At 61.9% G+C, this 15,426-nt stretch carries 12 protein-coding genes; 8 read left to right on the top strand and 4 right to left on the bottom strand.

Annotation, left to right across the window (positions count from 1 at the left end; genetic code table 11):
- Positions 1-1,094: 1,094 nt before the first annotated feature.
- The gene (rpsT, locus tag ACSQ2Z_RS20595) at positions 1,095-1,361 is read right to left on the bottom strand and encodes a 30S ribosomal protein S20 (protein WP_037125743.1); all 267 of its coding nucleotides are present in this window, start codon (positions 1,359-1,361) and stop codon (positions 1,095-1,097) included.
- 204 nt (positions 1,362-1,565) lie between these two features.
- Positions 1,566-2,456: a bifunctional DNA-formamidopyrimidine glycosylase/DNA-(apurinic or apyrimidinic site) lyase gene (gene mutM, locus ACSQ2Z_RS20590; RefSeq protein ID WP_436082919.1), complete on the bottom strand. Its 891-nt coding sequence runs from the start codon at positions 2,454-2,456 to the stop codon at positions 1,566-1,568.
- Positions 2,457-2,636: 180 nt separating this feature from the next.
- Here mutM and ubiE point away from each other — a divergent pair, with 180 nt between their 5' ends.
- From ubiE to ACSQ2Z_RS20565, 5 genes are all read left to right on the top strand, one after another.
- Positions 2,637-3,413: a bifunctional demethylmenaquinone methyltransferase/2-methoxy-6-polyprenyl-1,4-benzoquinol methylase UbiE gene (ubiE, locus tag ACSQ2Z_RS20585; RefSeq protein WP_436082918.1), complete on the top strand. Its 777-nt coding sequence runs from the start codon at positions 2,637-2,639 to the stop codon at positions 3,411-3,413.
- A gap of 62 nt (positions 3,414-3,475) precedes the next feature.
- A complete protein-coding gene (gene ubiB / locus ACSQ2Z_RS20580; protein ID WP_436082917.1) occupies positions 3,476-5,050 on the top strand; it encodes a 2-polyprenylphenol 6-hydroxylase in 1,575 nt (524 codons plus the stop codon).
- Positions 5,051-5,279: 229 nt separating this feature from the next.
- The gene (locus ACSQ2Z_RS20575; protein WP_436082916.1) at positions 5,280-5,519 is read left to right on the top strand and encodes a hypothetical protein; all 240 of its coding nucleotides are present in this window, start codon (positions 5,280-5,282) and stop codon (positions 5,517-5,519) included.
- A 233-nt stretch (positions 5,520-5,752) separates the two neighbouring features.
- On the top strand, positions 5,753-7,015 hold the full coding sequence (gene macA, locus ACSQ2Z_RS20570; RefSeq protein WP_436082915.1) for a macrolide transporter subunit MacA: 1,263 nt from the start codon (positions 5,753-5,755) through the stop codon (positions 7,013-7,015).
- Positions 7,016-7,025: 10 nt separating this feature from the next.
- Positions 7,026-8,969 (top strand): MacB family efflux pump subunit, encoded by a 1,944-nt coding sequence (locus ACSQ2Z_RS20565; RefSeq protein ID WP_436082914.1) that lies wholly within the window; start codon positions 7,026-7,028, stop codon positions 8,967-8,969.
- A 116-nt stretch (positions 8,970-9,085) separates the two neighbouring features.
- Here the strand turns inward: ACSQ2Z_RS20565 and ACSQ2Z_RS20560 are convergent, their stop codons facing one another.
- On the bottom strand, positions 9,086-11,344 hold the full coding sequence (locus ACSQ2Z_RS20560) for a heavy metal translocating P-type ATPase (protein WP_436082913.1): 2,259 nt from the start codon (positions 11,342-11,344) through the stop codon (positions 9,086-9,088).
- Positions 11,345-11,420: 76 nt separating this feature from the next.
- On the opposite strand from ACSQ2Z_RS20560, the gene ACSQ2Z_RS20555 reads away from it, so the two are divergent.
- Positions 11,421-11,843, top strand: a complete 423-nt coding sequence (locus ACSQ2Z_RS20555) for a MerR family transcriptional regulator (RefSeq protein ID WP_436082912.1) — start codon at positions 11,421-11,423, stop codon at positions 11,841-11,843.
- A gap of 87 nt (positions 11,844-11,930) precedes the next feature.
- Positions 11,931-13,136 (top strand): bifunctional phosphopantothenoylcysteine decarboxylase/phosphopantothenate--cysteine ligase CoaBC, encoded by a 1,206-nt coding sequence (gene coaBC, locus ACSQ2Z_RS20550; RefSeq protein WP_436082911.1) that lies wholly within the window; start codon positions 11,931-11,933, stop codon positions 13,134-13,136.
- Here coaBC and ACSQ2Z_RS20545 read toward each other — a convergent pair.
- Entirely contained in the window at positions 13,122-13,949 is an 828-nt protein-coding gene (locus ACSQ2Z_RS20545) for a class II glutamine amidotransferase (RefSeq protein WP_436082910.1), read from the bottom strand. The genes coaBC and ACSQ2Z_RS20545 overlap by 15 nt on opposite strands.
- A gap of 270 nt (positions 13,950-14,219) precedes the next feature.
- Here ACSQ2Z_RS20545 and ACSQ2Z_RS20540 point away from each other — a divergent pair, with 270 nt between their 5' ends.
- Positions 14,220-15,356, top strand: coding sequence for a Gfo/Idh/MocA family protein (locus ACSQ2Z_RS20540; RefSeq protein ID WP_436082909.1), 1,137 nt, complete (start codon positions 14,220-14,222; stop codon positions 15,354-15,356).
- The last annotated feature ends 70 nt before the right edge of the window (positions 15,357-15,426 follow it).

The following is a 15,426-nucleotide window of genomic DNA, read 5'->3' as shown; positions in this document are numbered from 1 at the left end:
CTCGCCTTTTTCCCCGATCGCACCGTCAGACGGATTTGCCGCGATCTGGCGCCCATTCTCCCCATTTTCGAATACAATCGCCGCCGTCACCGAATTACTTAGCATATTGCCGCCTTCCAATATTATTCCGCGACGCCGTCATTGCTGCCGGCATCAGCCTTAATGTTTGTCGTGCGCGGCCCTTATGTAAAGGCATGCCGCCCATCCAAACGCTCTCCGTGCCAAAAGAGGAATCCTCATTTTCCTCTTTTGGTCCGGTTCCGTGCAAATCCGCTCGGCTTAAAGGCCCAACGCATGTCCCGCTTGCACGCTTTCATTCCTGTGTCCGGTCCCAGCCCTCGTGTAAATGGCGGTCCCGTCCCCTCGTTCCTTGACCGGCCTTTCCCGACCCTCGTTACAAGAAGGGCAGGCCAGCTGCGAATGCGTCCTCGTCTGCATCGCCGCCACCATCTCTGCTCAGCACGAAAAACGCACCGACACATGAGCGGGTGTCTTGAGGTTACCACCGCGCCCACAACCAGGAATAGCAAAGTGTCATGCCGGGCAAACATGTTGCACAGCTGAAAACACTCCGTACTGATTGATGGAACGTTGTGGAACCACCCCGTTACAGAAGGTTCAAGTGAAACTGCGCAGTCCGTTAAAGGGCCACCTTTTCATCTTGTCCGCAGGAATCCCCTGCACCTTCCGTGGGAGGCATTTAGGCAGGATCGTGACACAAGATCAATCGTGAATTTTACAGTTCGGTAAGAGCTGGGCGTTGACTCTCATAGCGTGTCCTGCATGGGCTGGAGGGCCGCGCAAGAGAATCGCTTTTGAATCAAGGGCTTTGATTTTTGACCAGGAAGTTAGCTGGCGAAAAACAAAAAAAATAAAAAATATCTTGACTCGCCACCCACCTTAACAGGCCTTGGCTGGACAGCGATACGCCGGAGCGTCCTCGCGCAAGGATTTGATTTCATTCAAAAAATTATGTCACCGTGCTGACATCTTGTCCTGCACAAGGATTAAGCATCCGTGGGCATGCAGGGCGAATCGGAAAAGCCCGGTCGTAGGACCGGGCTAAATCACTGATGAAATTTTATTAAGCCGGCTTAGGCCGAAAGCGACTTTACGCGGTTGGCGAGACGCGAGACCTTGCGCGATGCCGTGTTGGCGTGCAGCACGCCCTTGGTGGCGGCGCGCATCAGTTCCGGCTGGGCTGCCTTCAGGGCTGCCTGGGCGAGAGCCTGGTCGCCGGAAGCGATGGCTTCTTCAACCTTGCGAATGAAACCACGAACGCGCGAACGGCGGGACTTGTTGACTTCCGTGCGGCGGGCGATCTTGCGGGTCGCTTTTTTCGCCGAAGTTGTATTGGCCATTTGGTGTCTCTCTTCGAAATCTGACAAAAACTCCCATTTCGCCGTGCCGGGTCACTGCGACCTGTCATCCAAGCAATTCGGGAGCAATATCGGAAAACCTTGGAGCGGCTTTCCAAACTGAGGGCGGCATATAACCCTAAACATCGTCTCAGTCAACGCGCTATTTTGAAAACCAGGGCCGCAGGGCCGAGACTGCCGGCGCCGCTACCTCTGGCATTTCGGGCAATGGAATGTCGAGCGTCCGGCCTGGACGACACGCGCGATTGTGCCGCCGCAACCGGGTGTCCGGCAAGGCTCGCCCTCGCGGTCATAGACCGAGAAGGAATGCTGGAAGTAACCGAGCGTGCCGTCCGTCTGGATATGATCGCGCAGTGACGAGCCGCCCGCTGCGATCGCGTCGGCGATTACGGAGCGGATCGCCTCGGTGAGGAGCACGAGCGCCTTCTTCGGCTTGCCCCTGGCATCGACCAGCGTGCCGGCGGCCCTCATCGGTGAGAGACCGGAGCGCCACAACGCCTCGCAGACATAGATGTTGCCGAGGCCGGCAATATTCTTCTGGTCAAGCAGCGCGGATTTGAGCGGCTGCGTCTTGCCGGCGAAGCGCGCAGCGAGATAGCCGGCGTCGAGCACGTTGCCGGTCGGCTCCTCGCCAAGATCGCGGAAGAAGACGTGGCTCGCGAGCATGTCGCGCCTGGTGATATCCATGAAGCCGAAACGGCGCGGATCGTTGTAAATGACGCGTGTTGGCCCCTTGGCGCTCTCAAGATGAAAGACGACGTGGTCGTGCTTCTCGTCCTTGCCGCGCGAATGATGGAAATCGCCCGACGTCTCGGAACCTGCACCCTCCTCGACGCGAAAGGAGCCGGACATCCCGAGATGGGCGATGATGACGTCGCCACCTTCAAGGTCAATCAAGAGGTATTTCGCCCTGCGCCCGAGCGACAGGATACGCCGGCCGGAAACAAGCGTGGAAAAATCGGCCGGGAAGGGAAAGCGTAGATCCGGCCGCCGCAGTTCAGCCCGCACCAGGAGCGCGCCTTCCATGGCTGGCGTCAGACCCCGCCTCACGGTCTCCACTTCGGGAAGTTCCGGCATCAACATCTCCTTCACGCCAAATGAATGAACTTATTTGGCAATTCCAATCGCCGCCTACATACCCTATAGCAGGCCCGATAAGGGCTGGAATGCCGCAGGCGGGTGTCTCTTCGAGAGATAGCGTGAATCAAGCGAATTCGCTATGGTCGGCTAACGGCGATGGAAACGGAGTATTTCGGAATGACAGGTGAGCGCACGTCTGCCGATGGCGGCATGGAAACCTCCTACGGTTTTCGCCAGGTTGGCCAAGGCGAGAAGCAGGCGCTCGTCAATGATGTCTTCCACAAGGTGGCCAAACGCTACGACATCATGAACGATGTGATGTCCATGGGCCTGCACCGGGCCTGGAAGGATGCGATGATATCGGCGCTCAACCCGCGCCGCTCCGAGGATTACAAGGTTCTCGACGTCGCCGGTGGCACCGGCGATATCGCCTTCCGCATCGTCGAGGCCTCCGACCGCAAGGCGCATGCAACGGTGCTCGACATCAACGGCTCGATGCTTGCCGTCGGCGCCGAGCGTGCCGAAAAGAAAGGGCTGACGCCTAATCTCACCTTCGTCGAGGCCAATGCCGAGGATCTGCCCTTCGAGGCGAATTCCTTCGATGCCTATACGATCGCCTTTGGCATCCGCAACGTACCGCGCATCGATCTCGCCCTGTCGGAAGCCTATCGCGTGCTGAAGCGTGGCGGCCGGCTGCTGGTACTGGAGTTCTCCGAGGTCGATATGCCGCTGCTCGACAAGGTTTATGACACCTGGTCGTTCAACGCGATCCCCAAGTTCGGCAGGATGGTCACCGGCGACGCCGAGCCCTACCAGTATCTGGTGGAATCGATCCGCAAGTTTCCAAACCAGCGCGATTTCGCCGCGATGATCACCACTGCCGGCTTCTCCCGCGTCAATTTCACCAACTACACCGGCGGTATCGCCGCGCTGCACTCCGCCTGGAAGATCTGACGCATGATGTCCACTTTCGTGAAGCGCGCTGAGCGCCTTGTCCTGCGCGGCGGCAAGGCATCATGAGTACACCCGGGGCCTATGCACGCCTGGTCCGGATTGGCTGGGTGCTGGTGCGCGAGGGCGTTATTTCCGCCCTGCCGTCGGAAAACCTGCCGCCGCTGATTAGCGCCGCGCAATCATTTGCCGGTCTGTTTGCCCGCCGTCGTGCCAGGCATGAGGTCCGCAGCGACAGGCTCGCGCGCGCCATCGAGCGATTGGGACCGTCCTATGTGAAGATCGGCCAGTTCCTGGCCACCCGCCCGGACGTCGTGGGGCCCGATTTCGCCGAAGACCTTTCCTTCCTGCAGGATCGCATGGCGACCTTCCCGGTCGAGGAGGCGCGTGCCGCCGTCGAGGGTTCGCTCGGCCGGCCCGTGGCCGAGCTTTATTCGCACTTCGGCGATCCGATTGCCGCCGCCTCGATTGCCCAGGTCCATCCTGCGATGGTGTTGCGCGACGGCGTCGAGCAAAAGGTCGCCGTCAAAGTAATCCGCCCCGGCGTGCGCCAGCGTTTTGCCCATGACCTGGAGGCGATGTTCCTTGTCTCGCACCTGCAGGAGCGCTTCGTGCCGAACATGCGCAGGCTTCGTCCGGTCGAGGTGACGAAGACGCTGGAGCAGACCACCAAGGTCGAGATGGATCTGCGGCTTGAGGCTGCGGCTCTCTCGGAACTTGGCGAGAATGCGGCCGACGATCCCGGTTTCCGCGTGCCGAAAGTCGATTGGGAGCGCACCGGCCGCGACGTCGTGACGATGGAATGGGTCGACGGCATCAAGTTGTCGGATGTCGAGGGGCTCAGCCGCGCCGGGCATGACCTCAACGCGCTTGCCGATACGCTCATCCAGTCTTTCCTGCGTCACACGCTGCGCGACGGTTTCTTCCACGCTGACATGCATCAGGGCAATCTCTTTGTCGATCAGAAAGGCATGGTCGTCGCCGTCGATTTCGGCATCGTTGGCCGCCTCGGCAAGAAGGAACGCCGATTCCTCGCCGAAATCCTCTACGGCTTCATCACCCGCGACTATCGCCGCGTCGCCGACGTGCATTTCGAGGCAGGCTATGTGCCGGGCCATCACAACGTCGCGAGCTTCGCCCAGGCGATCCGCGCCATCGGCGAGCCGATCCACGGCCAGCCGGCCGAGACCATCTCCATGGCCAAGCTCTTGACGCTGCTGTTCGAGGTCACCGAGCTCTTCGACATGCAGACGCGGCCGGAACTGGTCATGCTGCAGAAGACCATGGTTGTCGTCGAAGGCGTGGCACGCACGCTCAATCCGCGCTTCAATATGTGGAAGGCCTCCGAGCCGGTGGTTGGCGCCTGGATCCGCGACAATCTCGGTCCCAAACGCATCGTCTCCGACGTCAGGGATGGCCTTCACGCGGCCCTCAGGCTTGCCGAAGCAGCACCCGAGATAGCGGCGAAAACGGAAAAATTCTCCCGCGATCTGACCGCAATGGCCGAAAACGGCCTGCGCTTCGACGAGGAGACCGCCGAGGCGATCGGCCGTTCGGAAGCGCGGCACAGCCGCTCCGGCCGTCTGGCGCTCTGGGTCATTGCGCTGACGCTGCTTTATATCGCCTGGCGAGCCTTCTGAGAGGCGGTTCTTGCCTTTGTGGCGCGAGCGCCGGAAGCCGAGGGCGTTCACAGGGCCTATGCCTTCCGTGACGGGAGATTCGCGGATGTGGTGGCCATGGCCCGGATCAGAAAATCATAAGCGCCGGCACCCTGTTCCATTGGGAACTGCGCGGTTTCCGCAGCCGTGAGATTGTCTGTCTCAAGGATGAGGCGGGCTCATCCAGCCAATCACTCAAGGAGAGACAATCATGCGTAACCTGATCATCGCTTCCATCGTTGCCGCTGGCGCTGCTCTTTCTTTCGCAGCCCCATCCCAGGCCGGCGGTTATTATGGCGGCTATAGCGACAACTACTATGGCGGCCACCACTACGGCCACAAGCGCCACTACTACAACAGCTATTACGAGCCCCATTGCTGGATCAAGAAGGTCCGCGAGTACGACTATTACGGCAATCTGGTCGTCAAGCGCATCAGGGTCTGCAACTGATCCGGCCTCCCCGGCAGGGCAGCCAGTGGCGAAAACCGGCGGTTCCCCCGCCGGTGTTTGCGTCAATTGGCTGTCTTTGAAGACAAGAGGTTGGCCGTGGAAACATTGCGAAACGAAAAACAGGAAACATTACAAAGATTTCATGCCGTTTGACGTCATTAAGGCGTAGTTGCAACCTAGCCAGTTCGGGAATTGTTCGGCCCGATATCAAAAATAGTCTGAGAGTTGCTTGAATGGCGGATGCCACCCGGAAAATTGCTCCCGCGATCGTCGAGGCTGAGGAACCCATCGGTCAGCCTGCGCCAGCGTCGAAGAAACGTGCCCGATCGAGGCGGCAGTGGCTGATCCTGCCGGTTCTGATGGCTGTTGCCGGCGCCAGCTGGTACGGCTGGTCGACCTATGGCAAACAAAGCACCACCGATACCGTCGTCACCGAGACGCCGTTGCGCGGCGATATCGAAAACAGCGTCGCGGCGACGGGGCTCTTGAGCCCGATCAAGGATGTCGATGTCGGCGCCCAGGTCTCCGGCCAGCTGAAAAGCCTCAAGGTCGAAATCGGCGACCGTGTCAGCCAAGGGCAGCTGATCGCCGAGATCGACAGCGCCTCGATCGAAACGCAGATCGAGATCGCCGAGGCCGAGCTTGCCAACCTCAAGGCCCAGATGATCGACAAGGAGGCGCAGGTCGTCCTCGCCGCGGCCAATCTGACGCGTCAGCGCGCGCTTGTCGCCGGCAATAGTGCTGCCCAGTCGGCGCTCGACGAGGCGGTCGCGGCACTCGCAACGGCAAAAGCCAATGTCGACGCGCTGAAGGCCCAGATCCGTAAGCAGGAAGCGACACTGAAGGACGCTCGCATCAGCCTCGGTTACACCAAGATCTATGCGCCGATGAGAGGAACGGTCGTCGATACGTCCGCCACCGAGGGCCAGACGCTGAACGCCAACCAGACGGCGCCGACAATCGTCACGATTGGCGATCTTTCGACGATGACGGTCGAGGCGGAGGTGTCGGAAGCGGACGTCGGCAAGCTCAAGACAGGCATGGACGCCTATTTCACGCTGCTCGGCCAGCCCGGCAAGCGCTATCCCGGCAAGCTGCGCCAGATCAAGCCGACGCCATCGACCGAAAACAACGTCGTGCTTTACTACGCCCTGTTTGACGTGCCCAATCCGGAGGGTACGCTGATGATGAACATGACGGCGCAGGTCTTTTTCGTACAGTCGTCCGCCAGGAACGTGCTGACGCTTCCCGCCGCGGCGGTCCGTTCAGGTGCTGGCGACAACGCCGGCGAAGTCACCGTCGTCACCGCGTCCGGAACCCGCGAAACCCGCAAGGTCGAGACCGGCATTCGCAACCGGGTGCGCATCGAGATCAAGCAAGGTCTTTCCGAAAGCGATGATGTCGTCGTCGGTACGGCCTCGGCGGACAAGGCGGCGGCCTCATCCAACCGTTCCAACTCCCGGCGCGGCATGGGCGGCATGCCGCCGATGTTCTGAGGGTGCTGTCGTGACTGCGCTCATATCGCTCAAGGATATCCGCAAGACTTTCGTCAATGGCGATGTTGCTATCGAGGTGCTGCGCGGCATCTCGCTCGAAATCCAGCCGGGCGAATTCGTCGCCATCGTCGGTGCCTCCGGCTCCGGCAAGTCGACGCTGATGAACATCCTCGGCTGCCTCGACACGCCGACAGCCGGTGAGTACCTGTTGGAAGGCGAGGACGTTTCGGATTTCGATGCCGACCAACTGGCCGCACGCCGCCGCCAGATGTTCGGCTTCGTCTTCCAGAGCTACAATCTGGTGCCGACGGCAACTGCGCAGGAAAACGTCGAGATTCCCGCCATCTATGCCGGCATGCCGGCGCGTCACCGACGCGACCGGGCCGAGATGTTGCTCACGTCACTCAGGCTTGGCGACCGTCTCGACCATCTGCCCAACCAGCTCTCCGGCGGCCAGCAGCAGCGCGTCTCGATCGCTCGCGCGCTGATGAATGGCGGCCAGATCATTCTGGCGGATGAGCCGACCGGCGCGCTCGACAGCCAGAGCGGCAAGGAGGTGATGGCCACCTTGCGGCAGATGAATGATGATGGCCACACCGTCATCATCATTACCCATGCGCCGGAACTCGCCGAATCCGCCGACCGCGTCATCGAGATCAGCGATGGCCTGATCGTCGCCGATCGTATTCCCGGCAATGTCCGCCGGATCGGCCGTAACGAACCGAAATCTGCGACAAGAGCCGCGGGAAGGGCCGCCATCATAACCGACGTGGCCGAGGCCGCGCGCATGTCGTTCCGCGCGCTCAGGGCCAATCTTTTCCGCACCATCCTGACCTTGCTCGGTATCGTTATCGGCGTCAGTTCCGTCGTTGCCATGCTCGCCATCGGCACTGGCGCGCAGGATTCCGTGTTGAACCGCATCGCGGCCATGGGCTCGGACCTCCTGGTGGTCAGGCCCAATATGGCGAATTTCCGCGGTGGGGAAGGGGGCAGCATCGTCTCGCTCGTTCCATCCGATGCCGATGCCATTCTGGAATTGCCGAATATCAGCTTCGCCGTGCCGGAAATGTCGAGCACACTGACGGTGCGTGCCGGCAATCTCGATACCCAGACGACCGTCAACGGCACGGTGCCGCAGTTCCCGCAGGCAAAATCCTGGACGGTCGACGACGGCGCCTTCCTCGAACAATCCGATGCGGACGCCTATGCGACGGTCGCTGTCCTCGGCCGCACCGTCGCCGATACCCTGTTTCCGGAAGCTGATCCGCTCGGCCAGTATATCCTGATCAAGAACATCCCCTTCCAGGTCATCGGCGTCATGTCGAAGAAGGGCGCGAGCGCCGGCGGCAACGATCAGGACGACACCGTGCTGGTGCCGCTTTCTACCGGCAACCTGCGCCTGTTCGGCGCAAAGAACGTCCGTTCGATTACTGTGAAGGTGAAGGACGACAGCGGTATCAATGTCACCCAGGACCAGATCCAGGCACTGCTCGACGAGCGTCACAAGCGGCAGGACACGCAGATCGTCAATATGGCGGCGATCCGCGAGACCTTTACCGAGACCTCCAACATCCTCAAGGTCTTCCTCGGCTCGATCGCCGCGATCTCGCTGCTCGTCGGCGGCATCGGCGTGATGAACATCATGCTCGTTTCCGTCACCGAGCGCACCCGCGAAATCGGTATCCGCATGGCAACCGGCGCGCGGGCCCGCGATATCCTCACCCAGTTCATCGTCGAGGCGCTGGTGGTCTCCGCGCTCGGCGGGTTGATCGGCGTCGGTCTCGGCCTCGCCATCGGCGCCGTCGCGCAGGCTTTCGGCATCGCCGTCAGCTTTGCGCTGGGCCCGGTCATCCTCGCCTTCGCCAGCGCCTTCCTGACAGGCCTCGTCTTCGGCTATCTGCCCGCCTACAACGCCTCCCGTCTGCAGCCGGCGGTCGCGCTGGCGTCGGTCTGACGGGCTGGCGCCCTTTCGCTGCCGTGCTCGTCATGGATGCCGCCAGAGGGCGAAGAGGATTATCGATGAACTCTGGGGAGGGATGTCCGCAGGGCTGAGGCAGCCGGCAGGGTCCCTCAGGCGCTCCGAGCCGGTGCCAGCAGCCTGAGCGCGTTGATCGTCACCAGCACCGTCGCGCCCGTATCGGCGAGAATCGCCGGCCAGAGCCCGGTGATGCCGGCAATCGTCGTCACCAGAAACAGGGCTTTCAAGCCCAGCGCGATGGTGATGTTCTGGCGGATATTGCCCATGGTCCGTTTTGACAGCTTGATCATCTCCGCGACATCACCGACCCTGCCATGAAGCACGGCGGCATCAGCGGTTTCCAGCGCCACGTCGGTGCCGCCGCCCATGGCTATGCCGATGTCGGCTGCAGCCAGCGCCGGTGCATCATTGATTCCGTCGCCGACCTTCGCCACGATGAGCCCCTGCTGTTTCAACTCCCCAACGATCCGTTGCTTGTCGGCCGGCATCAGCTCCGCGCGCACCTCGATGCCGAGCTCGCGGCCGATAGCCGTTGCCGTGCGCGCGTTGTCACCGGTCAGCATGACAATCCGGATGCCCGCCTCCAACAACATCTTGAGCCCCGACTTTGCATCCGCGCGCGGCTCGTCGCGCATCGCAATCGCGCCGGCCAGAGTCTCGCCAATAATCAGCACGGAGACCGTTTTGCCCTCGTCGTTGAGTGCCGTGATGCGCGTGGTTTGCTCGGCCGAAAGCATTATGTGCTCGCCGGCCGCCCGCGGCGAGCCGAGGAAGATCGATGTGCCGTCGACAGTCGCCGTCACGCCTTTGCCGCCCAGCGCCTTGGCTTCGGAAGCGGCCGGAATCTGCAACTCATCCGCGGCCACCCGCTGGAGGATCGCCTTGGCGAACGGATGGCTCGAGCCGGTCTCCAGCGCCGCGGCGAAGGTCAAGACGTCAGTTTCGGAACGGCTGAAACCGATCACATCAGTTACCCTCGGCTTACCTTCTGTCAGCGTGCCAGTCTTGTCGAGCGCCACCGCACCGATCGTGCCCAGCATCTCTAGCACTGCGCCGCCCTTCATCAGCAGGCCGCGCCGTGCGCCGGCAGAAAGCGAGGCGGCGATGGCTGCCGGCGTCGAGATGACCAGCGCGCAGGGGCAGCCGATGAGCAGGATTGCAAGTCCCTTGTAGATCCATTCGCCCCAGGCGCCGCCCAGAAACAGCGGCGGGATGATCGCGACGAGGGCGCCGACCACCACGACGCACGGCGTATAGTAGCGAGAGAACCGGTCGATGAAACGCTCCGTCGGCGCCTTGGATTCCTGCGCCTCCTCGACCAGCTTGACGACGCGGGCAATGGTGTTGTCGGCGGCGGCCGCCATGACCCGGATATGCAAGGCGGCGTCGCCGTTGATCGTGCCCGCGAAAACGTTGTCGTCGACTGCCTTGCGCACCGGCGCGCTTTCGCCGGTCACCGGCGCCTCGTCGATGGCGCTTTCGCCCGAAAGGATGACCCCGTCGGCAGGGATACGGTCGCCCGGGCGAACGAGAATGGTCGCGCCGACGGAGAGGTTTTCGGCCGGAACCGCGAGCGTCTGCCCGTTCTCTTCGAGCAATGCTTCCTTCGGCACGAGGGCCGCCAAGGACTGGATGCTCTGGCGCGCCTTGCCGGCCGCCACGCCCTCCAGCAGTTCGCCGACCAGGAACAGGAAGACGACGGCCGCCGCCTCCTCGCCGGCATCGATGATGACGGCGCCGAGGGCGGCTATGGTCATCAGCATCTCGATGGAGAAAGGCGTGCCGGCCATTGCAGCCGTGATCGCGCGGCGGGCGATCGGCACGAGCCCGACCAGCATGGCAACGATAAATGCATAGGGCGCGATTGACGGAACGAGATGACCGGTCGCATAGGCGGCAACGAGTGCCGCACCGGAGACGATAGTCAGCTTGCCCTTCCGGCTCGACCACCACACACCGGTTGCTGGGCCATAATCATGCGCGCGGAGGCCTTTCCGAGGCGGGCCGCTTTCGGCCGGCCCCGTGTGCCTGTGATCCGCGTGGCCGGCCCGGTTGGCATGGCCGTGACCCACGTGATGATCATGTCCGCCGCAGGCGGCCTCCGGCTCTAAAACCGGTGCCGCCGCCTTTCCCCCGAGTTGTGAGGCCGAATAGCCGAGACCCGTTACCTTCTTCGCAATGGCCGACAGATCGCTCTCCCCATTGTGCCGCACGGTCATCGTGCCCGCGGTCACCGACACGGACACATTCTCGACGCCCGGCATGCGCCGCACTGCGGTATCGATCTTGGCCGCGCAACTGGCGCAGTCCATGCCCTCAACCCGGTACCGTGTCTGTGTCGTCCCTGCCATGATCCGCTCGCTTGCTTGTCAAACCGTGGCATCTTTCCTACATCCTCTAGCGACTAGAGGTGCAAGAGGGAAAATCATGAAAAAGATCACCATCGGCGAGGCGTCCCGTCAGAGCGGCGTCAAGGTGCCGACGATCCGCTACTACGAAGGCATTGGTCTGCTTCGCTCCCCCAGCCGCAGCGAGGGCAACCAGCGTTCCTATCAATCATCCGATCTCAACCGCCTCATCTTCATCCGTCATGCGCGAGAACTCGGCTTTGAGGTCGAGGCGATCCGCACACTTCTGTGCCTGCAGGACAACCCGTTGCAGCCATGCGCCTCCGCCGATGCCATCGCCAAGGCGCGCCTTGGCGAGGTCGAACAGCGCATCCGCAGCCTGACCGCGTTGAAGGCGGAATTGGAAATGATGGTGGAGGGCTGCGGCCACGGACGTGTCGAGCAGTGCCGGGTGATCGAGGTTCTTGCCGATCACGGCCAGTGCACGCGCCACGGCCACTGATGGGCGCAGCGGATCACGGCCGATTGCACAGGACATGCCTCTCGGTTACGGTCCCGCGATCAACAAGGCAGAAAAAGACGGATCGTCATGACGCTTCAGGGAAAACGCATCCTGCTCATCATCTCCGGCGGTATCGCGGCCTATAAGAGCCTCGATCTCATCCGTCGCCTGCGCGAGCGCGGCGCCTCGGTCCGTCCGGTGATGACGGCCGGTGCGCAGGCCTTCGTGACGCCGCTCGCGGTGGGCGCGCTCGCCGCAGACAAGGTGTTTACCGATCTGTTTTCGCGGGAGGACGAGCAGGATGTCGGCCATATCCGGCTTGCCCGCGATTGCGATCTGATCCTCGTTGCACCCGCCACCGCCGATCTGATGGCGAAGATGGCGCACGGCCTTGCCGACGATCTCGCCTCAACCATTCTTCTGGCAACGGACCGCCCGGTGCTTGTTGCCCCCGCCATGAACCCGAAGATGTGGACGCATCCGGCTACCCGCCGCAACCATGCAACACTGGTTGCCGATGGCATCCGTTTCATCGGCCCGTCTTCGGGCGAAATGGCCGAAACCGGCGAAAAGGGCGAGGGCCGCATGGCCGAACCGCTGGAGATCGCGGCCGCTGCCGAGAGCTTGCTCGACACCGGCCCGAAGCCGCTGGCGGGCAGGAAAGCCATCGTCACCTCCGGTCCGACGCATGAGCCGATCGACCCGGTGCGCTACATCGCCAACCGCTCCTCGGGAAAACAGGGGCATGCGATTGCAACTGAACTTGCCCGGCTCGGTGCCGATGTGACGCTGGTCTCCGGCCCGGTGACGATTGCCGATCCGAGGGGCGTGTCGGTCATCCATGTGGAGCGCGCTGAGGAAATGCGCGACGCCGTCATTGCCGCGCTGCCCGCCGACATCGCGGTGATGGTCGCCGCCGTTGCCGACTGGCGGGTGGTGAGTGCGGCCGGCAACAAGATCAAGAAAAAACCCGGCGAAGCGCCGCCGCCGCTGCAGCTCACCGAAAACCCGGATATCCTGAAGACCGTCGGTCACCATGCCAAGCGACCAAAGCTGGTCGTCGGCTTTGCCGCGGAAACGCAGAATGTTGCGGAGAATGGCCGCTCCAAGCTGGAGAGGAAGGGTGCCGACTATATCCTCGCCAACGACGTCTCGCCCCACACCGGCATCATGGGTGGTGACCGCAACACCGTGAAGGTCATCGGCAAAACCGGCGACCAGGACTGGCCGGACATGGACAAGCAGGCGGTTGCCGAAAGGCTCGGCCGTTTGATCGCCTCACATTTTTCCTGACGCTACCCGGCCTATCCGTTCCGCACTCGGTGCGGCACCCTGCGTCCCGAACAGGCGGACGTCGACACCGTTTTCACCAACGATGACCGCCGTGCCGTCAGGAATTTCCACCCAGGCGTTGTCATCGTCGTTGAGTGGCTCGGAAACGAGGCAATAGCCGCCGCTCGGACCCATCGGCGCGGCGTAAAGCGTCGGCGCCTTCCAGTCGGAGGCGTAGCGCACCGCGTAGAGATCGCGGCCATCGGAAAGGGCTGCGGTGAAGCGGACGAGAACCTTGCGCTCCAGATGCTCCGCCAACCGCTCGACGAAGGCCAGCGTCTCGGCGATTGCACCGAGCGGATCGGCCTCAAGGCCGAATTGCAGTGCCAGCAGGAACAAAAGCTCGCTGTCGGTGGATCCGGTGCGGGCGGTGTAGAGGTCGTTGTCGAGCATTGCTTCCATCGGACGGCGCAGATGATCAAAATCGCCGATTTGGCCGTTGTGCATGAAGGACCACCGCCCGTGGATGAAAGGATGGCAATTGTCGCGCCGTGTGCCGCCACCGGTTGCGGCCCGCACATGGGCAAGGAACAGCGGCGAGCGGATCTGCCGAGCGATGCTTTTGAGGTTGCAGTCGGACCAGGCGGGCAGGATGTCGCGGTAGCGGCCGGGTTCCGGATGATCGCCGTACCAGGCGATGCCGAAGCCGTCGCCGTTGGTCGCCGTCTTGGCGCGGGTGGCGCAATGGGACTGCTCGATCAGGGAATGAGCCGGAGACGATACCAGTTCTTCGAGATAAAGCGGCTCTCCGCGATAGGCTGCCCAACGGCACATGCATTATTCTCCAGGTCGCGGGGATGGCCCGCCTTGATGGTTCGTTAACCATGATATGAACGGATCATCCGGCCGAACATGGTAAAAATGCGTTAACGAACACGATCATTTCCACATGTTCGCGCCCATCCATCGCTTTTTCCCGGATGCTCTCTTCCCTCTGGAACCGTTCTTTGTAAATTCGAACAGACATTCCATATTGACAGGAGATGCAAAAATCATTTCATCTGGCGCCGAAGCCGCAACGCGGTGCTTAAAAGGAATTGACATATGAGCGGCAAACGCAGGATCGGCGTCGGCTTGATTGGCACTGGTTTCATGGGCAAGGCGCATGCGCTGGGCTTCACGATCGCGGCAAGGGTCTTCGACCTGCCGTTCGAACTCGATCTGGTTTCGGTCGCTGACGTCTCGCTCGATGGTGCGGAGAAGGCCCGCCGCAATCTCGGCTTCCGCAAGGCGACCGCGGACTGGCGTGAGTTGCTGACGGACCCGGATATCGACATCATCGATATCACCACGCCCAATCTGCTGCACAAGGAGATGGCACTCGCCGCCATCGCCCACGGCAAGCACGTCTACTGCGAAAAGCCGCTGGCGCCGACCGTTGCCGAATGCGCGGAAATGGTCGCCGCGGCGGAAAAGGCCGGCGTCGTCACGCAGGTCGGCTTCAATTACCTGAAGAACCCAATGATCTTCCTTGCCAAGGACCTGATCGAAAGCGGCGAGATCGGCGAGATCCGCTCGGTGCGCGGCATCCATGCCGAAGACTTCATGATGGATGCGTCCGCGCCCTGGAGCTGGCGGCTTGATCCGAAGAGCGGCGGCGGCGCGCTTGCCGATATCGGCAGTCACATCATCGCCTCGTTGCGCCATCTGGTTGGCCCTATCACCTCGGTACTAGCCGAAACGATCATTCAGGTGCCCGAACGCCCCATCGCACGCGGCTCGAGCGAGATGCGCGCTGTCGAGGTAGACGACATCACCCGCGCCTTCGTCCGCTTCGAAAGCGGCGCCACCGGCAGTTTCGAGGCCAACTGGAGCGCCACGGGCCGCAAGATGCAGCATGATTTCGAAATCTATGGATCAAGGGGCAGCATCGTCTTCACGCAGGAGCGGATGAACGAGCTCAAGGTCTGGTTCGCTGGCGATGACATCCGCAGCCGCGGCTACCGCACGATCTGGGCCGGCCCCGAGCATCCCCCCTACGACGCCTTCTGTGTCGCCCCCGGTCACCAAATCGGCTTCAATGACCTGAAAGCCATCGAGGCCAACGAATTCCTGCAGGCGATCGCGACTGGCAGTAAGCCGGGAACCGATTTCCGCGAGGGTTACGAGGTTCAGAAGGTCGTCTCGGCGACGTACCAGTCAGCCAGAACCAACGAGTGGGTGCCTATCGGCAAGGACTAGTCAAAAGGTGGAAAAATCGGGATTGTGGAATAAATATTCTATTCTTCATTCCATTCTTTGCATAAGGTCT

Source organism: Pararhizobium sp. LjRoot235 (assembly GCF_964254145.1).
Taxonomy (GTDB): domain Bacteria; phylum Pseudomonadota; class Alphaproteobacteria; order Rhizobiales; family Rhizobiaceae; genus Pararhizobium.
Note: the sequence above shows the minus strand (reverse complement) of the source record. Positions and strands in the feature narration are given on the sequence as shown.